This is a genomic window from Segatella baroniae DSM 16972 = JCM 13447 (assembly GCF_000426585.1).
GTDB classification, from domain to species: Bacteria; Bacteroidota; Bacteroidia; order Bacteroidales; family Bacteroidaceae; genus Prevotella; species Prevotella baroniae.
In genome coordinates this window covers 1-24410 of record NZ_AUFQ01000024.1, presented here as the reverse complement: position 1 = coordinate 24410, position 24410 = coordinate 1, and the positions used below count along the sequence as shown (strand labels likewise).

Sequence of the window (24410 nt, the reverse complement as noted above, 5' to 3'; positions counted from 1 at the left end):
TCTCTGCCAGCGTGTCCTGCAACTCTTTGGCGATATAGATGGTTTTGCGATTTTTCAAGGTATTGCGACAGATGAAAAGCGACTCATAATCACCCTTGTCAGCCTTTCGCCTTTCTCTTCTTGGGACTCTTGAAAAATCCTTTGATATTGGCTCGTCATTTGGATATTCTGATTCGACACCCTGCTCTTCTGATTGAGAGCGTTTTATCTCACTCTCTTTTCTTTTCATGGGAATACCCTGTGAAATAAGTTCTCGGATGGCAACGGGATCTACCTTGCCGTTTTTGTTCTCTGTCATACTTCCTTAATTTTTATTGTCGTACAATTCACTGTTCATTACGTTGTCAAGATATTTACCGATGGATATGAATACATCTGCTATCGAAAATATGCCCGATAATCGGCTTATATCAGTAGGGCTATATCCTTTCGTTCATACCCTTTCTGTGGAGATGTTCATTAGTGTCCATCAATACAATCGTTCGATTGTATCTGCTTTCGCACATTCCCACGTTCGAGTGAAAGAATCAAGGATATGCTCTTTGATATACACCCTCGCTCATATCGCTCATCGAAACGTGATATTATCGAAGACACATACCATTACCGACATATTCGGCAGTGCAAATATATGGCTCGGTGATGCTGTAATCAGCGTGATTTTATTTAGTGCGTACTTGTGGCTTCGATTTGGTTAGTTGTGGCTTCGTCTCACCTAATGGCTTTGGAGACAAGAGGTCGTAACTTTGCAGCAAGCGATAGGTAGGTATTTCATGGCTTTGAAAACATACATTTCGGGAGAATAACATATCGTTCTTCGGAACGAATTTATTTGCGTCAGTGCAAATAGCAAGGTATGTCTTGCGTTACCCGAAATTATTTCGGTAACTCAAAACCCTTGCTCTTGCAGAGGGCGGAACACCTCCAAAGTCGGTGTTCTTGGATAGAAGTTTTCGTTGTCTTGATTGGCTATTTTATCGTGAACGCTCTCTGATGGATTTCAATTGTGTTTAGCACGTTCGATTTCCAGAAGAGAGAATTACAAACCATTAAAGTCCAAAGTAATGACAAAGAGAAATGTGGGACGACCTCCCAAGAATGAACGAGCCAGCCATTGTTGTATGGTTCGATTTACGGACACAGAATTTGCTTGTTTTCTAACGATGTTCGAGCAATCAGGGCTTCAAAATAAAGCCGCTTTCATCAAGGCAAGGGTATTTAATGAGACCTTTCGAGTGATAAAAGTGGATCGTTCGTTGCTCGATTACTACCAAAAACTGACAACTTTGTACGGACAATTTCGCGGTGTTGGGGTGAATTATAACCAAACTGTAGTCGCTTTGAAAAGCAATTTTACGGAGAAAAAAGCCTTTGCAATGCTTGCCAAGTTGGAGAAAATGACGCTTGAATTGGCTATTATTGGGGGGAAAATCGTACAACTCACTCGTGAATTTCAAGAGAAATGGCAACATCGGCAATAGACATATTATATCATATTACACCTTGCATGGATGTGAAAATCAGGCTTCCTATTCCTTTCGGGAAGCCTGATTAACCTTTTGAATGCGATTATCGCTTCTTGTATTTTCCGCCTTTCAAGTCGCTCTCCACCATTCGTTTGTTCAGTTTCTCTCGAAGCTCATCAAGGAAGTAGGTACGACTATCATCCTTACGACGTTTCATGTTCATGTAAACATTATAGCAGTTCTTGATTTCTACACCAAAGATTTCGGAAAGAGCGTCTGCTAATTCCTCTACGCCGATCTCTCCATTGTTAATGCAGTCGCAAGTGTTAAGGGCATAAAGGAGTTCGACTAAGTCTATTACCTTACCTGTCCAACGGAATTTCTTGGCAGATTTGATGGGCAAAGCAGAAAGATGTCCCTGCATCCGCATCTTCAATAACTTCAACTCCGTGTCAATGACACATAGTAGCTCCGACACATTTTTTCCCCTTTCCGTCCATCAGATACTCCGCTTGCAAAGTTTGTAAGCGAAAACGAGTATAGCGGAGAATACGGAACAAAGAGATGGCATCGTCTTCTGCATCACATAGAGCAATGATTCTCTTCATAAAGTTCTCTGATGCTTTTTGTTCTTGTTCTTCTGTAGAGCAAGACGAAATTATCGTCTTAAATTCTTCCGTTTGAGTAAGTCTTAGCATAATCATATCTTTTAGTAATAAACATTGCAGATTCTCTGTTGTGAGATGTGATTCATGACCTATCTATCTCCTTATGAATTCGGACAGCAAAGAACAGTGTCATTAAAGTTGCAAAGACGTCGGCAATAGGCTGTGCATAAAGCACTCCGTTTAGTTCCCAACACGATGGAAGCAGCAATATTACAGGGATAAAAAACAAACCTTGCCGTCCGATGTTTAGCAGAAGACTTTGCCTTGCTCTTCCGATTGCCATGTATAGTGTGGAATACACAAATTGGAATCCGAAAGTGAAGAACATAATCGTATTGGCTCTAAGCGCAATTCTTGCTATTTCTTGCATTGTTTCGTCTTTGCCGAAACAACTGATGATAGGAGAGGTAAAAATGACTATAAGAATACTCCAGAGCACACAAAATGAGGTTGTGAGTATCAACGAACAGCATACCGCCTCCTTTAATCTTTGGAAATTGCCTGCTCCATAGTTATAGCCTGCCATCGGTTGGAGCCCTTTGACAAACCCGAAGACCACGTTTGTTCCCAATGTGACGATTTTCAGGACGATACCCACAGCCGCGACAGCCTCTGCCCCATATTTCACAGCGGCTTTCTGCAACAAACTGATGGAAAGGGTCTGGAGTAGTTGCAAAAAGAGCATAGAGATACCAATCTTAATGATGTCTGCGTATATTCTTATCGTGGGAGCGAACAAGGCAAGAGATACTTTTACCTCTGCTTTCGTAAGGAAACGGATGTAAATAGCTGTCGTGATGATTCTTGAAAGAATAGTTGCCCATGCAGCACCTTCCACACCCCAATTGAAAGTGTATATAAACAAGGGGTCTAATGCAACATTAACGATAGAGCCGATGATCATTGCCGACGCAGATGTCTTCGACGCACCTTGTGAAACAATGATATTGGACATGGACACATTCAATGTCCCTATGACACAACTGATGATAAAAAGCCTGCCGTAGGATTCTGCCAAACTTATCATCTCCTCGTTTGCTCCCATGAAAAGTAGGATGTCCGGCAGGAACGCATTGCACACAAGGGCAATGAGAGCTGCCAACATCACAGAGGTAATCACTGAGACGGAAGCGACCTGACTTGCCTTGACAACCTGTTTCGCTCCCAACAGACGGGATATATACACTCCGCCTCCGACACCGAACATCAGTCCTATCCCAAGAAATAACAACGATATAGGGAAAACAACCGATACAGCGGCGACAGGAAGAGTTCCAAGACGTGCAACCCAAAAAGTATCTACCACATTGTATATTGCCATAATCAGCATTGCGATGACAATAGGTATCCCCAATTTTGTCAGGGCTTTCATCATACTTCCTTCTCGCAAAATATTCACAGCGTTGTTCATCCTTATAATCCGTATCTTTTTAAGTGAATAAAGTTCGCTGCAAAGGTACGGTGGGATACAAGCTGTCACAATAGACGGACAATGGTAATGATAGCACTATTCGTGGTAAGTCCTTCTGAAGAGCGTGGGAGAAACGCCTGCAACCTTGGTAAACAGCCGTGTGAAGTAGGAGTAATCGTTAAAGCCTAAACTATGTGCAATCTCTTTGATGGAATCTGTAGTATAGACCAATTGACGTTTAGCCAACAAAATAATCTCGTTTTGGATATGGTGGCTCACACTTGTCCCCAGAACAGAATTTACAGCTTCATTCAGGTAGGCAACGGTAATGTTCAGCCGCCCGGCATAGAATGATGGCGAACGTTTGCTTCGGATATTGCTTTCCAACAAATCCCGAAAATCCCATACTATTTCCTTGTGTCTGGTCACTGTCCCCTGCAATTTGGATTGAGCTATCGTTACATTTACAATGTTCTCCACGACTAACCCTACAATGACGGTGGTCAGTCGCTGAACGACTGCTTTGGCAGATGGATTTTCCATGCCACTCAGTTTGCAGTCAAGAAGTGATAATAATAGTTTCTGTTCCGATATGTCGGATAGTTGTATTTGAGGGCGACCGTATCTCTCAAGCGTTCGTTTTTCCTCCTTATCCACCAATACCGAGTCGATAACCAGAAATTTTGCAGAAAGATTGGAAGCGTCGATGATACGATGCACCTGCCCGGGTAGAATGATAGCCAGACTTCCTTTCCCGAAAGTGTATTCCTCGAAATCAATATTCAGACAGCATTGCCCACCCTCTATGAAGCCAAAGAAATAATAATCGTCGGTATGAGAAAAGGCGTATCTTTCCGAAGATGCAGATGTCTGAGAGACAACAGTCTTCAGATAGACTCCGAAATCTGAGAGTTGTGAACTTCTATGGATGGGTAACCGGGACATGTTTTCTATTATTTTGTTATTGACAATACGCTCTCAATATCTATCCTGCCATTGTTGAAACCTATTCATTAAGAAAAATGCGAAGAGTAAACTAAGAGTAGTAAACCCAATACCGATTACTGTCCATGATAACATCTGCAAAAGAGATAGAACAGAAGCCTTTGCAAATTCAGCAAAGGCATAGACACAATAAGGCAAAGTCAAGATTGTGGTAATGATAACAGGTATATATTTTCGGTATATTGCCCATTGAGTAAGATGTACTATAAGGTGGAGGGAATACCCTGCAAATGCAGCGAACCACCATTGATAAGCATCCAAGCATACGGCACAGAAAGAAATGAGGGAAATCAGAATGAACTCGTGGGCAGTCCCAATGGCAAATGTGGCTGTGGAATAATCAAAATGTCCTTTGTGTGCAAGAAACTGCTCGAATCTCGGGAAACGTCTTTTCAATTCGTCCCTATTTCTGTCAAGCCAATGCCTGAACATGATAATCTCTTCGTATTCGTGAATCATGAACACAACAGGGAGAAGCAGCATTATCAATTCTAATTTCGTCATAATGGTTTCCAAAAATCTATGGCTGTACTCTTTTCAACACGTTCCTTAAATCTCTGACATACTTGGCTTGCCGATATTTCAAATAAATCTTCACAAACGGAATCATAAACCATTTCCTAGGCTCAATGTGTTCTGTAAAGTCAATCGTAGCATTCTTTTCATTGCCACTGAAAACACCGACCCAATGTCCTTTCATATTGTCATTCTCCACATCAAACTCCCAAAAACAAAAAGGTTCTTGTCTTGTTACCGTGAAAGTTGTCTTATATCCACTCTTCGTTATTTCTACAAATTGCGTGTCTGATATGACTTCTATCTTTTCAACATCACTTCTCCACGAATAGTCTGTTAGCGATGTTACAACTTGCCAAACGCTCTGTAAATTGCACGGAAACGTGGCTTTTATGTTTGATGTTACGATCATAAATTTTAGTATCTCAGAAAAATAACTTTATCTCACGAAACCATTTTTATAGAACTCATACCAAGCATCTATCTGCTCGGGGCTGTTGGCTTTCAGCAACAGAAGCATCTCACGAGTGAATTCCAAATGTCCTACACCGTTTGCCGTAACAATATTCTTGTCACTGACAGCTTGTGCTTCCACATAATTCTCCGCATTAGAATAACCGGTACCGCCCCATTTTTTGAGTTGCTCAAGACCGTTACCTGTATGCTTTACGTCGTTCAGAAAACCGTGCGAACATAGAAATGAAGCACCGTTGCATATCGCCCCGATGATTTTACCTTTATCCAAAGCCTCTTGTACCAATGGTACGACAAGTTCTGCTTCAGGCGAGTCCCAACGGTTGCCACCGGTAAGCACCAAAGCGGCATAATCTTTCGGCATATTCTCGAAAGAATAATCGGGCAAGGTTCTAAAACCTCCGATAGAACGGACTGCATCCGATGTCGGGGCAACGGTATGCACTTCGTATTTTATTTCGCCACCCGGTATCACGCCCACATGAAGGGCCGTGGAGAGAAAAGCTCCCTCCCAATCTGTGTATTCATTTAACAGGATAAATAAAACTTTCTGTTTCATTGATATATCTTTTTTACTTTAACGTGAGTTCGACGAATTATAACTAAAAGAGAGACAGTTGGATAAGCCCATTTTCATACGGCGAGACTCGGTCCACATCGATCATCGGTTTCTTCGGAAAGAACGAGTAGGCCGCCAGACCAGCCATGAGGTTGACCGTAAAGCCGACGACCGACCTGTGCCTAGAGTGCCCAATCTGGGCCATGTTCTTCAGCTCGTCGTTGATGGTCTCAATCAGCGCCCTCTTGCGGAGAAGGAGGCGGTCTCCAATGGTCATGATTTGACCTTTCATGTTGCTCTTCAGTTTTGTAATCAGTTGAATACCCTCCACAAAGAGCTTGGAGAAGAGATCCTTGCAGATGTATCCCTTGTCACCGACCAGTTTGCCGAAGATTTGCTCGATAAAGGACTTGTTCCTGAGCGGCTCCCGGTCGTCGACATTGCCGGGCGTAAGCATGAAGTTCAGCAGATCGCCTTTCTCGTTACAGATCAGGTGCAGTTTGAAACCATAGAACCAACCCATAGAGCACTGTCCCCGCTGGGCAAGTCCTTTGAAGACCTTGTGCAGATGGATGCGCTGGTTTCGGCAAACACGCAGGGCGGTACTATCCACGAAGCTGATTCCGGTGCAGCCTCCCATGCAGCACTTCTTCACGAACAGGATGAATGGCACGGCAACCTTTCGCTCCAGTTCGACGAAGCGATTGTAGGAAACGGTCTGTGGGAACAGGTCGGTCATATTGTTGCGGGCTTCGTTCAAGTAAAAGTGTTTCAGGCATTTATATCCACACAGGTGGAACAGTATCATAATGGTGATTACCTCGGCATCGGACAGCGTGCTGTCCCGGTGGTACTTCCTCTTCGACTTGTCCCGCTGCGGGGCGAGTCCGTTAATCTTGATAAATCTGTCATAAACATGGCAGAAATCATCCGCCATACAGAAAATTTCCATAATTTTGTCTTTGGCGATCGTCATGGCGAAAGTGTTTGTATTTGGTTTGTTGTTATTCCAAAGTTACAAAAACTTTCGCTATTTTCCTAATAATCAATCAGTTAAATTTCATCGAACTCACGTTACTTTAACAACTTCGCTGCAAATTTATAAGTGAACATAATTCGAGGATTGGATAAATTCCATTGCTCCACCTCTTGCCGTATCAATTCTGCGTGCTTCTTGCTTATATCCCTTAGAGCGTTTCCTACGGATTTCCGAAGATATTCGCTTTCGTGTGCCTTGTGCTTACTGATTAGAACAATAGCCATCAATGGGTTTTCTTTGAAGAATGGACGACTTGTCCAAATCCTCAACCCCTCTGTTACGGCACGGACTACATTCGGATTATCGTCAGTTATCCACTCTTCGATGATTGGTAAAGACGTTTCATATCCTCTATGTTTGCAAACTTCATCAAAAGCCTTTGCAAGCATTTCCTGCACACGCCAATTTTCATCAGTGCTTACTTGTTCTTTCAGAAAACAAAGTGCATCATTATTCGTTACTGCCAATCTACCCAATATCGTTGTTGCCAACATTCGGGTTTGATAGGCTTCGTGCTTGAACAATTCAAAGGCAAGTTCAAAACATTGTTCCTTTGAGTGTGTGGAAAAGATTTTCTCAGCCCCATCATGAATATGCTGAAATCCGTGTTCGATAGCTACAATATTGCTTAATATCTTATCTATGCGCATTACTGAATCAATAAATTATTTAAGACCTTTATGAAATTTTCCGCTATCAACATTTCGTTAGGAATTTCGGAAAACGCCAAAGGCGTTAATTCTTTCCGATAATTAGGACTAAGCTTCATCCATATTCCCTGAAAATCTTTAAATAAAGGAGAATCCTTGACGGTTTTTGTACACCAACCATCAGGTTCGGAAAATTGTTGTTGGTCGTGTATAAATAATTCTTGGAAATCGCTTTGGAAAGCTGGCGATTGAATATAATCATAGCATTCATCATCGTTTATCAAATAATACAAATCATAGAAATGACGGATTTTAGAAGATAAAGATTTAATGGTATCTGCCTCAAATGAAAAACGAAACAGTGAAACCAATTTTTCCACAATCGTCCTCTGTTTGTCTAAAACATTAATTGAGAAAGGTTTCAAATCGTATTCTTCTATCAAATCCACCCTGCCGATAGTCATAAGATACTCTGTTAAAAAAGAACTGATTTCCTGATAGGTGTATGGATATGGGTTAGCATAGGTATTAACCTCGATTAGAATCTGTCCTGCTTTCACTGCGGAAGAAGTTAGCCCAACCAAGTTTGGATATTGATAAATTGCCTTGTAGAAGCGAGAACCTTTACTTGTAACATTGGGTACGACAAGTTCATTTAGATCGGCTGACATATCCTTAGCAAGTCGTTTGATGAATGTTTTTAGTTGATTCCCTGAAAAAGAATCCGCATCAATAACAGCAATATCAATATCCTCAGAAAAGCGATTGGTTAGGCGGTATGCTTTAGAGAGAGATGTTCCTCCTTTAAAAACAACTTTCTCGGCATTGACATTCTGAGACATTCTCTGTAATGCATGAGTAATCCAATAATCTTTCTCGATAAATTCTGGTCTTACCTTTAGGGTGTTTGCTGCAAAATTGAGTAGTTGGGCAAACAGATGTTGATTTTCGTGCAGTTTCATCTTATATTCCATTTCTTTTGATTAGGCAATATTTCTTGCGGAATTGATAAGTTATAAAATGTCTGGTAATTAAGCGACATTTGCAATATCAGAACATCTTCGTTCGGATTCAACACTTCAAGCATTGCACCCAATAATGCGATTGTCTGCGGAGTGTATTTTAAAGCCAGTTTTTTTATTTTGCTGCGTTGAATTTCACTTAACTTAGATAATAGCCCCAAGAGTTTTTTACTGCTATCCGCAGGGTTAGTGTCAGGAATATTTTTGAAGAAACGAAGGCAATCGAGCAACTGCAAAAGAGGAATATTCTCTTTTGTGATTGTATTCCATTGTTTTATAAATTTTATCCTGTAATAACCACGCTTTGTGCTTTTCTTATCTTTGATGGTTCCTATCTGCAAAATGGCAGAAACTTGTGTAGTCAATCCAAGCTCATTAAAAATTTGATATCCTGTAATATAACCAATCAGTTTGCCATTTTCTTCCAGTAAGTCCTTTACAATCTGATAACTGCTGGGCATAAGCTCGCCAAACTCTGTCATCTTTGTTTTATAATATCGCCCTTTCGATAAGCGTCGAATTTCACCAGCTTTAGTCAAGTTTTCCAAGACTTTGTTTACTGACTTTTGCTTGGTAACTTCAACAGGGAAATTGCTCGCGGAAAACACGATACCATAATCCGTTTTTTCTATTTTATTTCGTACTATTTCTGAAATATTTTCGTTCATAAACTCGTTTTTACTCCGATAAAAACACGAATACTTTATTACACAATTCAATCTTCATCTTTATAATATACCTTGTAAAATTTTCCACGCTCATCTTCTCCCTGTTCTATGTTTTGGCGATTACCAGCAATGACTATTTGGATTTTCTTGTCCAAATTGATGACCCGTTTATAGGAGCGTTGCTGCTTTTTACAAGCAGATTCGGAAATTTCGAACTGATTATCAATGACAATATCACTTTGAGTCTCATACTCCTGCTTATACTGATGAAATCTTTCAATCACTTCGGGTTGAGCAATTACTTCATGGGCAAAATCATTAATATCAAAAGTTTCTTTCTCTTTGAAAAAATCTAATGACTTGTTAAGCAAATCAATTTGGTCTGCTTTGGAAACTTCAAATTCCTTAGGCAATTCTTTGGTTACAAAGGTTTTTGCTAACGCCATAAAATTTTGTGTATTAGCATATTTGTCTTTACGTTGGCGGACATGCAGGAAATTGTCAATCCAGTATTGAGCTTCTACGCCCTTGTTGGTATTATCAACCACAGCAACTACATATCCGTTTTCTCTGTCCTTATTGAAAATTAGGCAGCCTTTGTCCAACTTTTTAATATTGATACCCTTATCGCTCTCCAAGTTGAAATTGCCATTTTCGCGCAATACTTTCAAAAAAGTATCCTTGTTCTCAGACTTGAACAAGCCCACCGCATCAAGAGTTTCTCCATCTAATATACAGTCTTTAAAATAGACAGTATAAAACTCTCCGCCTTTGATTTTTGGGTGGGTGCTTTGCTCATACAAATGTTTTGTCAGATTTACCGATTGTTCATAAAGTTGCTCAGGCTCATCGAAAATCTTGGATACATAGGTATAAACCTCATTCAACACCAAATCACTTTCGTGGTAGAGTTGATAATATTCTTCGGATGTGAAAGAATTAATAAAATATATTGTTAAAATTTTCTTAATATTACTATTTAATTCTGTAGGTAGTATGGAGAATAACAATCCTTCATCTGCAATTTTATTACCAACTATATGCAAACAAATATTTGATATATAGGTATCTAAATATACAATTCTCATTATTTGTTGTTATTTACGTATGCCAAAAAATTATTATATACAATAGATTTTTGTCTGTCCATTTCAGATAGTATCTGTGATTTTAATTTCCTTTTGTCTCGTATGCCCAAATTACGTTCAGTATTGAATTGAGATATATTAATTTCAAATTCAGATTTATTAGCCTTTGAAGAATAATCCGAAAAACCTAAACTCAAGGTCATCCTACCTTTTTCACCCATATAATCATACGTAAAAGCCGCATCAATATTCCACAATACTAGAGACTTATGAAACTTATTGTCTTTCATAAAATCTTTTTTATCCAGGGAATCTCCCGATAGTAGTATCTTTTTTAATTTGTCCATCCATTTAATTTCTTCTGGAAGTGCAATGTCTTCTTCTGGTTTAATCGAAATATCCTTTATGTTTTCGCAAGAAAAATATTCAGTATCCAAATGAGTTGTCAGTCTATAAAAAAACACAAATCGTGTTTCATTGGAAAATTCTGAAAAAAGAATCTTTCTTGGTTTTTCATCTTGATTAATAAGACCTTTTTGTTTAAACTTATTCACTTGCACTTTTATTATTTGTTCCGCCAAATCCTTTGTTTCTGGTGCAGTATGGGTAATTCTTATATTCCCTTTCCCATTTTCATTAATAAACTCAACTTTCCCGGTGAATTCGTTGGTCTGTTCGAACCAAGATTTGTTTCTATCGTGGCGACAAATTGTAAATTCAGCAATCAGATGGTTCTGGTTATTGTTTAATTTGGTAAAAAGAATTGGTTGTTTAAGTTCGCAAGTAGGTAATGATTTCTTCAAATAATCGTTAATATCAACCGATAGTATTTCAGGGACAAATATATTATTAGTTATTGCCCAATTAATTTCTCTCGAAAACGCTTTTTCGTTATCTTCCTTTTTAGAGAATGAATTTCTAACTTCCTCAAATTCTTTTGGGGACAATAACAAAGTCTGTAATATTGGTACGGTATATTCCTTTTCTTGATTTAAAGTAAAGATGCCTCGTTCTTTCAGTATTCTGTGTATTTCTGCATTGGATATTATATTTTGATTAGCATATCCACGAAGCATTTCCCCATATGGAATAAACTTGTCTATATCTTTATGTTCTACATTCATATTATAAAGCATTTATAGGATTAATATAATTTACAACAGAAACAGTTTTTGTAAAATCGGCATCTTGGAATCCTTGTTTCAATTCATTAACGACATTGCTATGTTTCAATTGGTCATAATCGGGAAAGGCAATGATAACTTCTCCAACTAAATTTGTCGAAATATCCTTCGCCAATCCCATTAGACGCATAAACTCATCCGCTTCAAAATGATCTATTGTTGCCAAAAACAATGAAATCTCTTTGTTATTGCTTTTTTTCTCTAATTTTATTGGAATTACACTAGAGTTAAGATACTCAATTGGGAGAATTTTCCCTGCATTACTTCTATTCTGAGGGTTGAGATTTCGACCGGTCAAAGGATAATAGAAAGAATATTGAAAATCGTTTTTTGTTTTAATAAACTTCATTACTTCTAATATGAAAGTTTCTCTTCTATTATCAACTAGATAAATGGTATTATCCCTTGTATCTTCAAGCCTTACAGAAGATACTGATTTGATTAAGTCTGTATCGGATTTTCCAGTATTGTTTATCCAAAATAAAATACCAACGTCATTTATTGAATTACACCGATAATTTTTTAACACCTTCTGTTTTTCTTCGGAGCAGTCATAACATTCAAGCATTGCTATTAGTTCTTTCATAAATTCCCTAAACTTTGTATTGGGATTATTGGGATAATTTTGATCTTTGACTGAAATTATTACATTATTCAACTGCCCATCTACAAGTGGGCTTTGGTAAGTGTATAAAAAATCTATGCCATGTGTTCGAGAGGGATTCCCATTTTTATTTTGATGTAATTCATTACTGCATTTCAATTCAATACCTTTGGATAAACTGTCCCAGCCGATTGAATTGAAAAATTTTTCGGCGTAATCTTCTCCGTATTCGCCTATTTTCTTCGATTTTTCTCCCATGATTTTTTTATATTTAAAATTCAACAAATTTCCTTCAATTACCGCTTCCATTAGGGCAATAGCTTCCTGCTCTTTCAGGTGTACCTCGTAGCGGAGTGCGTTGGCTTGTAATATCTTATCATTGCCTAGGCCCTTTCGAAGTTTGTATTCCAAGTCGTCACAAAGGTATACATTTTTCGTGTTTATACCAAAGAAAACACGAAAATCCTTTTAAGTACTTCCGAAGGGAAGCATATAACTGTGGATGATTGAAGACTTGCTTTCTCTTAGAGTTGGTCTTCTCTACTGACTACCATCAGCAAAGAATCCTTGACTTCTGCGTTTATAAGCGTAAAAACAATTAAACAGAAACATCTATATCGCATAGTTTTACCAAACTATCCTTATGGAAAAGCATAGTGTCTTTATATTCTCATAGAAAACATCTTTTCTGAACATGATGAGAAGATTACAGAGTTAGTTCTGTAAAACACCGAACAGGTCGGTAATCTCGCAAACCAACATCCAAACGGGAGCAGTCGGAATGTGTATATTCCCATTTTCCCCAATGCTTATATTTCTCTTTTCATAGTAATTCAATATTCATTGTTTTTTCTTCTTTCGATTAACCTGTCCATATCCTCCGCAATCTTCTTCTCGGAAATCTTCGCATAGGTCTGCGTGCTGGTGATGGAGGCGTGTCCCATCATCTTTGCGATACTCTCCGTACAAATCCCCTCGGAAATCAAAAACGAGCCGAAGCTGTGTCGGGCTTGATGGTAGGAGAGGTTCTCCTTTCGCCCGATGATGACACCGAGTTCGTGTATCTCAAACCACATCATGTCTCTGCTTGGCAAAGGGAAGACCGGCTGCGTATCATCGGTCGTATTGTACAAATCAAGTATCTGCTCCGCTATCGGATGCAGGGGAATGAATGACTCTACTTTCGTCTTCTTACGGTTGATGCGAATGTATCTTCTATTGTCGGCAGTCCGCCTGATATGGTGCGGATACAGCAGTTGGGTATCGACATAGGCGAGTCCCGTAAAACAGGAGAAGATAAAAGTCCGTCGAGCCAATTCCTTCAAAGGGGCATTGACGGGCAGTTTCAGTTCCAGCAGTTGTTTGAGTTCCGCCCTGCTGATGTGCATCCGCTTGGAGGGTGGTTTCTTCTCATACTCCAGTTCTTCCAAAGGATTGGCACGGATGATCTCATGGTCTACGGCAAGATACATCAGTCTGTTCAGCCAACAAAGGCAATGGTTGGTCTGCAATGCCCCGAAGTTCTTATATCGCTTCAGGTAGACCTTGTATTCCCGTCCGAATTCTTCGGTGATATCCGAAAAGGCAATATCCGTCTTACCTTTCGAGTCCAAGAACTCACGGATATAGCTCTGGTAATACCGTGAGCTTCTGTAAGCCGAAGTGGAGTCGATTTCCTTGGAGCGGACGGCAAGGCGTTCCCGTTCCCTTTCTCCCATTTTGAGCAGATGGGTAGGAATGACCGCATGACCTGCAATTTTGTTTTTCAATAGTTCGGCACTGACCACACCCTGCTCTTTGAGCATTTCATCATAGAGCTGCTCCGCATGCTTGCGGAACTCTTTCAGGCGATTGTTCGTCCGCACCTCTACGGTCTCCGCCTTTTTGGCATTCCACTGTTTGGGATTGCAGGAGATGCCGGTGGTTATCGTCGTACTTTTCCCGTCAATGGAGATTCGGCAGAGTACGGCGGTCGTGCCGTCTGCGCGGACTTTGCTTCGGTTGATGTATAACAATAAAGAAAATGTACTACGCATAATTCGTTTGTTATCTATGGGGTGTTTATAATATGAGTTTCAAATCCTTTGTCGCTTCGATGTATTTGTCCATATCCTCGAAAAGCTTCTTGGGCGTAACCTTCGCATACACCTGAGTAGTTTGCAGGTTGGAATGCCCCAGCATCTTGCAGATGGTCTCGATAGGAACGCCGGCTTCCAAGGTAATCAGCGATGCAAACGAGTGCCTGCCGGCATGGTAGGTCAGGTCTTCCTTGATGTCGGCAAGGACAGCCAGACATTTCATGAGGCGGCGCATATTGGGATAGTGCAACATCGGGAAGAGAGTCTGACGGTCGTCATCCCTGTATTTCTCTATCAAGGCAAGGGCTTCGGGCAGCAGCTTGACACAGGCACGAAGCTCGTTTTTCTTGCGGCGGTATTTGAGCCACAGACTGCCATTGTCATCCGTGAACAGATTGTCACGTGTAACGGAAACGGCATCGGCGTAGGCTGTTCCCGTATAGCAGGCAAAGAGAAAGAGATCTCTTGCCAAGATATGGGAAGTGCGATGTTCTGGGATTTCTAAGTCACGGATTTTCTCAAAGGATTCCCGGCTTAGGGCTTTCGGTGTTTTCTCCTTTTGTTGGGGAAGGCTGAAGTGGGCGAAGAAGCATCTGTCGGCATCTCCCTCCTTGTAGGCTTTTCGGCATACCTTCTTGACGATAGCCAGATAGTGCCGGCAGGTATCTATGGCAAGTCCTTTATCATCCAAGATGAAACTCTGATAGTCATGAATGAACTGCTCCGTCATCTGACCGAAAGCGACGTCTTTGGTGCTAAACTCCTTTTCGATGAACTCTGCCAAGGTTCTCCGGGTATAGATATAGGCAGGGTAAGTTCCCTTTGCACGGTCTATCCCGATACGTTTCCTCAATTCCTCGCAGACAATGTCCGTCATTCCCCACAGAGTCATCTGCGTTCCGAGACTTCCTTGAAACAGGTTTTTGACGGCTTCCGCATCGAAGTCTGCTTTCCTATCCACGAGCGTATCAAAAGCAGAGTGAATGGAGAGCAGCAGCTTGTCCAGCTTCGCATTAGTCTCCACGGCTTCATGGCTCTTGCCTTTCAGACGGCTTTCACGAGGATTCCATAAATCGGGCGTACAGGAGATTTTGCAACTGAACTGCACCATCGAACGATTGAGGGTGATACGTCCCATGATGGGGGCTTTGCCCGACTTGTCCAATCGGCTCTTTTTGAGGTAGAGCAACACCTTGAATTTCTCTATTTTCATATGCTTTAATTCTATGGGCAAAATTACCCGTTGTTAAAGCGTTTTTTGACAAGCAAAACATTGATAAACAGACAGAAAGAAACGAGATGAGAAAAAATCTTCCAATAATCGTTACCTCAGTTTGTTCGGGAAACAACAGGATAACGGTTTGGTAACTGAAAGGTCTCAATATCCCACACAGTTCTGCCTACCTCTATCTGTTGCAGAATATAGAAAAACGATTAATTCACAACCAGTTACCTTATTTATACCTATGTTCCTCTTACACTTGCTTATGCTTGTATTTACCACACGGCGAGGCACACATTCGGCACGCTGAGTTTAAGTGCAGGAATACCCATAGAGAGTATTGCCAAGATGATGGGGCACGCCTCTATATCCAGTACTCAAATCTACGCACAGGTGACAGATAACAAGATTTCTGAGGATATGGACAGGTTGATAAGGAAACATCAAAAAGAAGAAATAAGGGAGGAAGCCGTATGAATGTCAATCATCATCAAACAAAAGGAGACCGCAGCTATTTCGAGTGGGGCGATAATATGCAAATCATTCGCAAAGGCAAAGGCGAAATAGCAATGACAGAGAGCGAATTGGTAGATTTCTTCGGTGTAACATGGAGGAAACTCAATTATCGTCTGCAACTTCTACTAAAAGTCTCTCCCCTGCAACCCGACGAAAGGGATACAGGGGAGCAGGAAGTATTCGTAAACGGACATCTGCGAGGTTACGCCTTGCTTTATCCGCTTACTATCATCATCGCCCTGTCTTATCAATTGGACAGCATGGAAGCATACTTCTTCAGGAAATACATCTGTCGAGAGCTACAACGCCCTTTACCTGTAGTGGAGCAGATATACCTACACTGCAGTGGCAGTATCAATTGATATACTTTTCTCTTTCACCGATATTATCTTACTACATAACTACAAGAAAAGGTAATACGGTGAAAGAAAAAGGATTGGCGTGTAGTCAGAAAGGAGAAATCGCTGTTACGACAACAAACTACAGTTTGCAAAGTTACAACGAAAAGCAAGGCGATGCTTGTCTTATATTTTAAACAATTTGTATATCTTTGCAATATAACCGAAACTTTTAACGAGATGAGGGATATTAGAATTGAAAAGGGAATAAATAAAGACAATGCCTTGCTTTTATGTGAATGGTCCAACGAACAAGGAAAAGAGTTTCAGGAACAATGGATGGTTCCGAAATTTCTTACCCGCTGGACTATGATAAAATAAAGGACTTGGGAAATGTGTTTTCGATATTCAACCAAGGGGAATTTATCGGAATGATACAAGAAGTACGAATTGGCAAGGATAAAATACACATAGGTAGATTTGTAATAGATCCCCGAAAAACAGGATTGGGCTTTGGGACTGAGGCCCTAAAAAGATTTGTAGATTTCATTCTTGAGGATGATAATATTAAAAGTATTTCCCTAACGGTCTTTGATTTCAACCAAAAAGCAAAGAGGATTTATGAGAAACTTGGGGTTGAAATCAATGAAGTAATTGAGACTCCAAGGCTGAAATACATTATGAAGAGATGCAGATAAATCCGAATTTATCTAACTCAATGCGACAGAGTAGTTTTACTTCCCTTTCTTGATTTTATCCTAATTGTAAAACGAGGAACACAGGTGTATCTTGGTTCTTGCATTCCATGCTTCCTTATTTGTCTTATAATAATCTTCCATCGTTTGTTTCTTGTTGATTTACTATTTATTTTTCCTTTTCCCATCGTTGAAATTTGCCCATACAAAAGAATGCAGAAAACAAACTTAGCACGGTTAGAACAATGCCAATAACTGCCCATAAAACCATTTGGAAGGAAGATAGAACTGTGATTTTTGAAAATTCAGCAAAAGCATAGATGCAATAAGGTAATGTTAGGAGGCTGGTAATGATAACCGGCACATATTTCCGATATACAATCCATTGCACGATATGTATTAATAGATGAACGGAATACCCTGCCAATGCAGCAAACCACCATTGATATTCTCCTGTCCAAACGGAACAAAACGAAACGACAGAAATAAGTATGAACTCGTGAGCAGTACCAATAGCAAAGGTGGAAGTGGAATAATCGAAAACTCCTCGTCGGGTAAAGAACGATTCGATTTTAGGGAATCGTTTTCTCAATTCTTCCCTGTTTCTGTCAATCCAACGTCCAAACATAATAATTTCCTCGTATTCGTGAACCATGAATACGACAGGGAGAAGCATCATTATCAAGTTTATTCTTGTCATTTATTTCAAGTTACCGATGTTGTTTTTCCAATCCTCTAAAGTGATTTTGGTAAAATGCTCCGTGCGAACCTCATTCAACAATAGAACAGGTTTATTGTCTTCTGTATGACTATAAATGAATCCGCATTTCTCTTGTGCACGACGCGATTTTTCATTGCCGTCGTAATAACCGCACCAAACGGAAGAAAGATGCAAATCCTCGAAGGCGTGACGAAGTATTTCGCGTATAGCTTCGGGAATCAATCCTTGTCCCCAGTAGGGTTCACCAATCCAATAACCAATCTCGCATTCAGTGTCTGAAATCTTCACAGTGTGAATTTCGCTTCTTGCGGTCATTATTCCAATGCTGCCAATGGGTTCGCCGGTTTCTTTCAATACAACTGCGTAGGATTCTTCGCCCGAGAGGACGGTTTTGATTATTTCTCGGCTGTTTTCAACGCTTGTGTGTGGCGGCCAGCCTGCAATCGGCCCAATGTTGGGATTGCAGGCATAACGATAAAGCGCCTCGGCATCATCTTCGTGCCAGGGGCGTAGCAAGAGGCGTTCTGTTTGTAGTTCCATACTTTTTTCTTATATTTTATCTGTTGTAATAACTCTGTATGTAAAAGAGTTAACGGTGATACGGATATGTTCTGTATCATTAGTTATATAATAGTTCTTTCTTTTTTTCAGGAAATGACTCGTGTCTGTATGCTTGATAATGTCTGAAATAAACTTTCTATTTCTTGTGGCGATAGATGGAGTCTGAGCTTTCGATTTATTCTGTCATACAAATTTTGTATAACAGAGCTTTTCTATGATAGTTGCTTTCAGCGAATCGTCTATGCCTTCATATTCTCGACCATCTTCTTTTTGCGAAAGACTATCGGCAACCTTTTCTTTTAGCTCGGTTTGGCATTGTTTAATGGTCTTTCCTGCCGTGTCAATGACGATGCGGCTTTTGTGCCACTCGTGATATTCTCGGTTTTCTATATCGTCCCACACAGGGAGTTTCATATTTGCTACTTCTGCATTTCTCTGTTCTGCACGCTTCTTGTGTTCTGTCTTATTCGAACAAACAACCTCAATGTTTACGAAACGACAGTTGTCATTGACAGCAACATCTTCCCATTCTTGCTTTGTCAGTTCAATAGGGTTGCAGCAATCAGCCACGACATTGTTGCCAATTGCAGATTGTTGACTGCCATACGATATGCCAACCGATAGCCTTCTCCCTCAACATTGATACGGCACAAGTCTTTCAAGCCTTGTTCAATGGTATCAATGCATAGGTAAACCGCTCCGAAATGCTTTACAACAGACATTGCAAGCGTGGATTTTCCTACTGCTGACAGTCCAGAGAATATAGAGAGAATCGCTTTATTCATTGCAATCTTTATTTCAACAACTTAGTTGCAAGTTTATAAGTAAACAGAACTCGTGGATTGGATAAATCCCATTGTCGTACTTCGGCTCGTATCAATTCACGATGTTTTTTGCTTATATCCTTCAAAGCGTTTCCCACGGATTTCCGAAGATACTCGCTCTTATGTGCCTTGTGCTTAGCGATTAGGGCAATAGCAATTGAAGGATTTTCTTTGAAGAATGGGCGACTTGTCCAAATCCTCAATCCTTCCATTACAGCACGGACAACATTAGGATTATTATCGTTCAGCCATTCTTCGATGAGAGGTAAAGAAACTTCATACCCTCTGTGTTTACAAACTTCATCGAAAGCCTTTGCAAGCATTTCCTGCACGCGCCAATTTTCATCGGTGCTTATTCGCTCTTTCAGAAAGCAAAGTGCATTATTATCCTCTGTTGCCAATCTACCCAATATCGTTGCTGCCAACATTCGGGCTTGATAGGGTTCGTGCTTTAACAATTCAAGTACAAATTCAAAGCACTGTTCTTTTGAGTATGTAGAAAGGATTTCGTCGGCTCCATCAATGATGTGTTGGAAACCATGCTCTATTTGCAGTATTCGATTAAGTATATCACTTATTTCCATTATTTTCTGGTATTACTTCGTTATTTGAAACTGTTATATTACTTAATTTTGAATGCTTTGTTTCTATAAGTTTAATAACGCAAATAGACTTGATTTATTGCAATAAGATACCGAGCAATCTCGTAATCGCTCGGCATCTTTTGAGGGGGTATTCAACATATTCTTTCTGCATGGTTGCAAAACGACAAGAAAGTGCCTCTTGGAAATGCTTTATATTTAATGCGGTATGTTAGTCCTTCCAAAACCACCAGTTCAGCTTTTCCTTTTCCCGATGCTCAGGCAGTGTCTGTGCGAAGTAAACGGCACATCTGAAAGCATACAGTACGCAACGGTCCTGCACCACTCCAGTATAGTCGTTGGACAAAGCAAAGAGTACTTCGGGGGCTTTGCCTTTCAAGTCTGCAACGGAGGTTATCCCGATATTCCACAAATCGGTTGCAAGCGATTTCCCTATTCCGGGAATCACCATCAGTTCCTTAATTGTCTGCTCTTTGGTCATTGCACTTGACAAACTACAAGACAAGATTTCCGTCTCTGTCAATCTGCCAAAAAGGGTTGTAGGCTACCTCGAACACATAGCCGTCCAAATCCTTGAAATAGCCACTGTATCCTCCCCAATACACTTTCTGTGCAGGTTTCACAATGGTTGCTCCGAGCCGTTGGGCTTCCTGCATCACGGCATCAACTTCCTCTTCCGATATGGCGTTATAACTGATTGTCATGCCCGAAAAGGCAGTCTGTTGATGGTATAACGTCGTATCTTTTTCCAATTCTTGCAGTGGGTATATCCCCAAGACTATCCCACCCAAAGGGAACAATGCGTAAGTTTCCTGGCTCTGTTCCGACTTCTTCCAGCCCAATCCCTCATAGAAAGCCAATGCCTTTTGAAAGTCCTTTACTCCCAATGTAATCAAAGTGAATTTCTGTCTCATAAGTTGTACATTATAGAATTTGCCCAAAGTTACTCATTTATAGGGAGGAAGGCAAAGAAAACGACAAAAAATATCTCTTGCAAATGCTTTATCTCCGATAATTCTCCTTCAAAATTCGCTGTAGGTCAGACAATCGGTAAAGTATCTTCCCTGCAAACTGCGTGTAGGGAATGATTCTCCTATCGCGGTAGTCCTGCAAGGTACGGGGACTGATATACAGCCGTTCGCACACTTCCTTACCCGTGAGGAAAAGTTCTCCTGCAAAGAGTGGTTTGTGTGTATCCGACACTTCCACAATTCTTTTTTCCACACCTCTTAGCGCCGAGACAACCAGCTGCATCTCGTCGCTTTCCATGTTCAAATCTTTTGCCATTTCCATCATATTCTGTTGTTTTTAGGTTTGTCTGTTTTTGCAAGGAGCAGCTGTTCCACATCCTCACGTTTGTAATAGCACTTATGCCCAATTTGCGTAAACGGCAGTATGCCCGTATCGCGGTAATGCTGCAAGGTGCGCTTGCTGATGTTCAGCAGCTTGCACACATCTCCGTTGTGCAGCCAATCGGTGTGTTTACTCTTTTCTCCGAATGCTTGGTGGCAACATTCTGCAAGGCTCAAGATTTCATCTCGCAGCTTTGCCCAATTGCTTTCTGTAATGACGTAATAGTTCATAATCATATTTTGTTATTGTTTGTTGTTTCAGTTCTTTCCTGTTTCTGCTGGCAAAGGTAATGGCGTGCGTACACCTCTCAAAGCCGTGGGGAACAGTAGGGAAGTATAGGGAACAATAAGGAAAAGAGCAATCCGTTCCATCGGTTTGCGTTTTCCTGCCCCGTCTTTTTTCTTTCATTGCAAAATTAAGATAGGACATTTCTTATTCCATCACTTTTCATCCAAGTGGCAGCTTGTGACGTCGTAGTGGAATAGGTTGGCACAGTAATACGATATAAATATGCTCCAATCAATGGTCTGTTGCTTGTTGAAGCAAAAACTGCATCTGAAAGCAAACAACGACATCGATATTTCAGCCAACCTTTCCTTCTTACCATCTGATTTTTGCTTAATGAGGCAATAAATGCTCTTCTTTTTGGCTTGCTTCCCTAAGAATTTAGCAGCAGACTGATGCAACATTATGCAAGAAGGCTCTGAATGCTTGGAAGTTACACATTCTCACCCTAACTTCACTCTTGGAAACCAATTCAAGGGAATAATGAAAAAGAAAGCAGATGCAGGCAATATAGACAGCAGGAGAAATCTTCATCGAAAGAGGAGTCCCTCCAAGAACGCAGAGATAGAAAACTATCTCTCCACACACTATGAGTTCAGATACAACACGGTATTGGGCAGAACCGAATATCGCAGTAAGGGTAATAGTAGTTTTGTAAAGGTTGGTCGCTATGAAATCAACACACTTCGCAGGGAACTTGATTGCGATGAAGGCATAGCGACTTCTGCCGAGAACCTTTATTCCATCATTGAAAGCAGCTTTTCTCCCCGTATCAATCCCGTGCAGGAGTATTTAAAAGGGTTGCCATTGATAGATATAGGTGATAGCAGTAGCTGTGATGATGCTGGTTGTAGGGATAGTAATGTGCCTTCTTTTTCACCGAAAGCAATTTCCGATTTGGCAAGCTGCGTTGTTGTCCGTAATTCTAACAAATGGTTGCCGTATCTTACCAAATGGCTTGTGGCGGTGGTCGCCAATGCGATGGACGACCGTGAATGCCGTAACCATACCTGCCTTGTGTTGACAGGTGAGCAGGGAAAGTTCAAGACCACGTTCCTTGACCTGCTCTGTCCCCCAGCACTGCACGGTTACAGTTACACAGGAAAAATATATCCGCAGGAGAAAGACACACTCACTTATATCGGTCAGAACCTTATCGTAAATATAGACGACCAGCTCAAAGCCCCTAATAAGCGGGATGAGAACGAGCTGAAAAACCTCATTACCTGTCCGATGGTCAAGTACCGTATGCCGTATGATAAGTATGTAGAGGAGCATCCCCACTTGGCAAGCTTCGTGGCATCGGTGAACGGCAACGACTTTCTTACAGACCCGACAGGCAGCAGACGCTTCCTGCCCTTTGAAGTTCTTTCCATAGACATAGAGAAAGCCAAGCGTATTTCAATGGACAATGTCTATGCTGAAGCCAAAGCCCTGTTAAAGTCAGGTTTTCGCTATTGGTTTGATGATGATGAGATTGCCGAACTATACAGGGAGAGTGAAGACTTTCAAGTACAGACCGCTGAGATAGAACTCTTGCTGCGTTGCTTTGAAAAGCCAACGGAGGATGAAAGCTATTCGTTAATGACTACTACGGAGATACTCACCTATCTGGGTATTTATACCCACCAGCCACTTGTTGCCAAGCGTATGGGCGAAGCCTTGAAGAAAGCAGGATACATAAAGGTGAGCAAACGAAGAAACGGAGGCAGCCCCATCTATGTCTACAAGATTAGGAAAATCCTACCCTGCCCGCTCCTTCAATCTTGTAGTAACCAAATGTAGTAGAATGTGTAGTGTCGTCCTATACTACTAATCGTTGTTGATTATCAATTACTTATCACAAAATAGTATGTAGTAAGAAGAAAGATGAAAAAGTTTGGAGGGGAAAACTTTGGAAACGGTAAAACTATAAAACAGACAAACATAAATAATTATCATTCAACCCATTAAAGTATCAAAACAATGAAAGAAAAAGATTTATCACTTATCAAACGATATTCCATTATGAAGTATCTCGAAAGGAAGGGTGTCAGGCCTGTCCGCAGGACACCTACCTATGCAATGTATCGCTCACCGTTCAGAGAGGAGACACACCCGAGTTTCAAGGTGGACACGGAAAAGAACCTTTGGATAGACTATGCCGAAAGTAGAGGTGGAAGCATTATTGACCTTTATATGCGCTTGGAAGGCTGCACGCTCTCGGAAGCCATCTGCCGTTTGGGACAGAAAGCTTTAGAGCATACAGCGCACAGCTACAATTCTTCAAAGAGAGAAACATCTATCAGTCCAAATCAAAGAAAGGATGTAACAGCAAGCGGAACAAGGAGACTGACAAGCATATCAGACACCCTGCCACCGCATTTACAAGAGTATCTCGAAAAGGAACGCTGCATTGATTTGGAAAAGGCAACACCCTTTCTCAAATGTATCAGCTACGAGGTAAGGGGAAGAAGATATGAAGCCATCGGCTTTGCCAATTCTTCAGGTGGTTATGAACTTCGAGACAACAATACGTTCAAGGGAACGATTGCCCCGAAGGACATCACTCCGATATTTGAGGACATGGAACAGCCTGTCTATTTGTTCGAGGGATTTATGGACTTTCTCTCTTTTCTTTCAATGAAAGAGGAAGTAACCAACCAATGTCTCGTGATGAACTCCGTGAGTAATGTAGCAAGAAGTATTCACTACCTGAACAAAAGAAATATAACCTCTGTTCGTGCTTTTCTTGATAATGACGATGCAGGTCGAAAAGCTGTGCAGGAATTTGTAAACACAGGTTTTAAGGTAGAAGATATGGCAGTGTATTATAGAGACTTCAAAGACCTCAACGAGTTTCATGTCAGTCGTGTCCGTGA

The 24410-nt window shown here is 40.8% G+C and carries 31 protein-coding genes and 3 pseudogenes; 6 read left to right on the top strand and 28 right to left on the bottom strand.

Going from position 1 to position 24410, the window contains the following annotated elements; all coding sequences use genetic code 11:
* Nucleotides 1-298 (bottom strand): DUF3408 domain-containing protein (locus K334_RS0111995; RefSeq protein ID WP_027445030.1); only part of this gene is annotated, 298 nt, incomplete at its 3' end.
* Nucleotides 299-1064: 766 nt separating this feature from the next.
* Here K334_RS0111995 and mobA point away from each other — a divergent pair.
* Nucleotides 1065-1481, top strand: coding sequence for a conjugal transfer protein MobA (gene mobA, locus K334_RS0111990; protein ID WP_404828108.1), 417 nt, complete (start codon nt 1065-1067; stop codon nt 1479-1481).
* Nucleotides 1482-1569: 88 nt separating this feature from the next.
* On the opposite strand, the gene K334_RS0111985 is transcribed toward mobA, so the two are convergent.
* The 16 genes and pseudogenes from K334_RS0111985 to K334_RS0111910 all read right to left on the bottom strand — a co-directional run bounded on the left by K334_RS0111985 (nt 1570) and on the right by K334_RS0111910 (nt 15645).
* On the bottom strand, nt 1570-1896 hold the full coding sequence (locus tag K334_RS0111985; protein WP_036890411.1) for an RteC domain-containing protein: 327 nt from the start codon (nt 1894-1896) through the stop codon (nt 1570-1572).
* 22 nt (nt 1897-1918) lie between these two features.
* On the bottom strand, nt 1919-2170 hold the full coding sequence (locus tag K334_RS0111980) for a hypothetical protein (protein WP_036890409.1): 252 nt from the start codon (nt 2168-2170) through the stop codon (nt 1919-1921).
* A gap of 15 nt (nt 2171-2185) precedes the next feature.
* Nucleotides 2186-3545: pseudogene (locus K334_RS0111975) on the bottom strand (MATE family efflux transporter); the annotation flags it as partial.
* A 96-nt stretch (nt 3546-3641) separates the two neighbouring features.
* Nucleotides 3642-4490 (bottom strand): AraC family transcriptional regulator, encoded by an 849-nt coding sequence (locus K334_RS0111970; RefSeq protein ID WP_025881836.1) that lies wholly within the window; start codon nt 4488-4490, stop codon nt 3642-3644.
* A 33-nt stretch (nt 4491-4523) separates the two neighbouring features.
* On the bottom strand, nt 4524-5054 hold the full coding sequence (locus tag K334_RS0111965; protein WP_025881835.1) for an HXXEE domain-containing protein: 531 nt from the start codon (nt 5052-5054) through the stop codon (nt 4524-4526).
* 16 nt (nt 5055-5070) lie between these two features.
* The gene (locus K334_RS0111960; protein ID WP_027445026.1) at nt 5071-5478 is read right to left on the bottom strand and encodes an SRPBCC family protein; all 408 of its coding nucleotides are present in this window, start codon (nt 5476-5478) and stop codon (nt 5071-5073) included.
* Nucleotides 5479-5505: 27 nt separating this feature from the next.
* Nucleotides 5506-6099, bottom strand: a complete 594-nt coding sequence (locus tag K334_RS0111955; protein ID WP_025881834.1) for a type 1 glutamine amidotransferase family protein — start codon at nt 6097-6099, stop codon at nt 5506-5508.
* A 43-nt stretch (nt 6100-6142) separates the two neighbouring features.
* Nucleotides 6143-7075 carry an IS982 family transposase gene (locus tag K334_RS0111950; RefSeq protein WP_081658099.1) on the bottom strand — a complete coding sequence of 311 codons (933 nt, stop codon included), beginning with the start codon at nt 7073-7075 and terminating at the stop codon, nt 6143-6145.
* Nucleotides 7076-7173: 98 nt separating this feature from the next.
* Nucleotides 7174-7788 (bottom strand): DNA alkylation repair protein, encoded by a 615-nt coding sequence (locus K334_RS0111945; protein WP_027445024.1) that lies wholly within the window; start codon nt 7786-7788, stop codon nt 7174-7176.
* Nucleotides 7788-8762 carry a nucleotidyl transferase AbiEii/AbiGii toxin family protein gene (locus K334_RS0111940; protein ID WP_036890408.1) on the bottom strand — a complete coding sequence of 325 codons (975 nt, stop codon included), beginning with the start codon at nt 8760-8762 and terminating at the stop codon, nt 7788-7790. The genes K334_RS0111945 and K334_RS0111940 overlap by 1 nt, the downstream gene beginning before the upstream one ends.
* Entirely contained in the window at nt 8747-9478 is a 732-nt protein-coding gene (locus K334_RS0111935; protein ID WP_025881830.1) for a DUF6088 family protein, read from the bottom strand. Before K334_RS0111935 ends, K334_RS0111940 begins: the two co-directional genes overlap by 16 nt.
* A gap of 47 nt (nt 9479-9525) precedes the next feature.
* Nucleotides 9526-10566 carry a nucleoid-associated protein gene (locus K334_RS0111930; RefSeq protein WP_373277807.1) on the bottom strand — a complete coding sequence of 347 codons (1041 nt, stop codon included), beginning with the start codon at nt 10564-10566 and terminating at the stop codon, nt 9526-9528.
* On the bottom strand, nt 10566-11690 hold the full coding sequence (gene gapS4b, locus K334_RS0111925; RefSeq protein WP_143739064.1) for a GapS4b family protein: 1125 nt from the start codon (nt 11688-11690) through the stop codon (nt 10566-10568). Before gapS4b ends, K334_RS0111930 begins: the two co-directional genes overlap by 1 nt.
* 1 nt (nt 11691) lies before the next feature.
* A complete protein-coding gene (gene gapS4a / locus K334_RS0111920; RefSeq protein ID WP_025881823.1) occupies nt 11692-12765 on the bottom strand; it encodes a GapS4a family protein in 1074 nt (357 codons plus the stop codon).
* A 422-nt stretch (nt 12766-13187) separates the two neighbouring features.
* Nucleotides 13188-14390 carry a site-specific integrase gene (locus tag K334_RS0111915; RefSeq protein ID WP_025881822.1) on the bottom strand — a complete coding sequence of 401 codons (1203 nt, stop codon included), beginning with the start codon at nt 14388-14390 and terminating at the stop codon, nt 13188-13190.
* Nucleotides 14391-14415: 25 nt separating this feature from the next.
* A complete protein-coding gene (locus K334_RS0111910; RefSeq protein WP_027445022.1) occupies nt 14416-15645 on the bottom strand; it encodes a site-specific integrase in 1230 nt (409 codons plus the stop codon).
* A 285-nt stretch (nt 15646-15930) separates the two neighbouring features.
* On the opposite strand from K334_RS0111910, the pseudogene K334_RS14580 reads away from it, so the two are divergent.
* The 3 genes and pseudogenes from K334_RS14580 to K334_RS14015 form a co-directional block, all read left to right on the top strand.
* Nucleotides 15931-16131, top strand: a pseudogene (locus K334_RS14580) (tyrosine-type recombinase/integrase); the annotation flags it as partial.
* Nucleotides 16128-16532 carry a hypothetical protein gene (locus K334_RS0111900; protein ID WP_025881821.1) on the top strand — a complete coding sequence of 135 codons (405 nt, stop codon included), beginning with the start codon at nt 16128-16130 and terminating at the stop codon, nt 16530-16532. The pseudogene K334_RS14580 and the gene K334_RS0111900, both read left to right, overlap by 4 nt.
* 311 nt (nt 16533-16843) lie before the next feature.
* Complete coding sequence (locus K334_RS14015; RefSeq protein WP_238319165.1) at nt 16844-17206, top strand: GNAT family N-acetyltransferase; 363 nt, start codon at nt 16844-16846, stop codon at nt 17204-17206.
* A 63-nt stretch (nt 17207-17269) separates the two neighbouring features.
* Here the strand turns inward: K334_RS14015 and K334_RS15335 are convergent.
* The 11 genes and pseudogenes from K334_RS15335 to K334_RS0111855 all read right to left on the bottom strand — a co-directional run.
* Nucleotides 17270-17347 (bottom strand): annotated as a pseudogene (locus tag K334_RS15335) (class I SAM-dependent methyltransferase); the annotation flags it as partial.
* Nucleotides 17348-17372: 25 nt separating this feature from the next.
* Nucleotides 17373-17903, bottom strand: coding sequence for an HXXEE domain-containing protein (locus K334_RS0111890; protein WP_025881820.1), 531 nt, complete (start codon nt 17901-17903; stop codon nt 17373-17375).
* A complete protein-coding gene (locus K334_RS0111885) occupies nt 17904-18464 on the bottom strand; it encodes a GNAT family N-acetyltransferase (protein ID WP_027445021.1) in 561 nt (186 codons plus the stop codon).
* A 9-nt stretch (nt 18465-18473) separates the two neighbouring features.
* The gene (locus K334_RS15330) at nt 18474-18575 is read right to left on the bottom strand and encodes a DUF3781 domain-containing protein (protein WP_238319166.1); all 102 of its coding nucleotides are present in this window, start codon (nt 18573-18575) and stop codon (nt 18474-18476) included.
* Between the two features lie 93 nt (nt 18576-18668).
* Nucleotides 18669-19055, bottom strand: a complete 387-nt coding sequence (locus tag K334_RS15325; RefSeq protein WP_238319163.1) for a hypothetical protein — start codon at nt 19053-19055, stop codon at nt 18669-18671.
* Nucleotides 19025-19270, bottom strand: a complete 246-nt coding sequence (locus tag K334_RS15320) for a P-loop nucleotide/nucleoside kinase family protein (protein WP_238319161.1) — start codon at nt 19268-19270, stop codon at nt 19025-19027. The genes K334_RS15325 and K334_RS15320 overlap by 31 nt, the downstream gene beginning before the upstream one ends.
* Before the next feature lie 8 nt (nt 19271-19278).
* Complete coding sequence (locus K334_RS0111875) at nt 19279-19893, bottom strand: DNA alkylation repair protein (protein ID WP_027445020.1); 615 nt, start codon at nt 19891-19893, stop codon at nt 19279-19281.
* 229 nt (nt 19894-20122) lie between these two features.
* On the bottom strand, nt 20123-20392 hold the full coding sequence (locus K334_RS0111870; protein WP_025881819.1) for a helix-hairpin-helix domain-containing protein: 270 nt from the start codon (nt 20390-20392) through the stop codon (nt 20123-20125).
* 13 nt (nt 20393-20405) lie between these two features.
* Nucleotides 20406-20825: a VOC family protein gene (locus K334_RS0111865; RefSeq protein ID WP_027445019.1), complete on the bottom strand. Its 420-nt coding sequence runs from the start codon at nt 20823-20825 to the stop codon at nt 20406-20408.
* A gap of 88 nt (nt 20826-20913) precedes the next feature.
* Nucleotides 20914-21207, bottom strand: a complete 294-nt coding sequence (locus K334_RS0111860; protein WP_025881818.1) for a helix-turn-helix domain-containing protein — start codon at nt 21205-21207, stop codon at nt 20914-20916.
* Entirely contained in the window at nt 21204-21494 is a 291-nt protein-coding gene (locus K334_RS0111855) for a helix-turn-helix domain-containing protein (protein WP_025881817.1), read from the bottom strand. The genes K334_RS0111860 and K334_RS0111855 overlap by 4 nt, the downstream gene beginning before the upstream one ends.
* A 538-nt stretch (nt 21495-22032) precedes the next feature.
* Between K334_RS0111855 and K334_RS0111845 the strand changes: the two genes are divergently transcribed.
* Together K334_RS0111845 and K334_RS0111840 are read left to right on the top strand one after the other, a co-directional pair.
* A complete protein-coding gene (locus tag K334_RS0111845; protein WP_025881811.1) occupies nt 22033-23334 on the top strand; it encodes a virulence-associated E family protein in 1302 nt (433 codons plus the stop codon).
* 180 nt (nt 23335-23514) lie between these two features.
* Nucleotides 23515-24410, top strand: an 896-nt coding sequence (locus K334_RS0111840) for a DUF8464 domain-containing protein (protein WP_036890407.1), incomplete at its 3' end; no start/stop codon positions are given.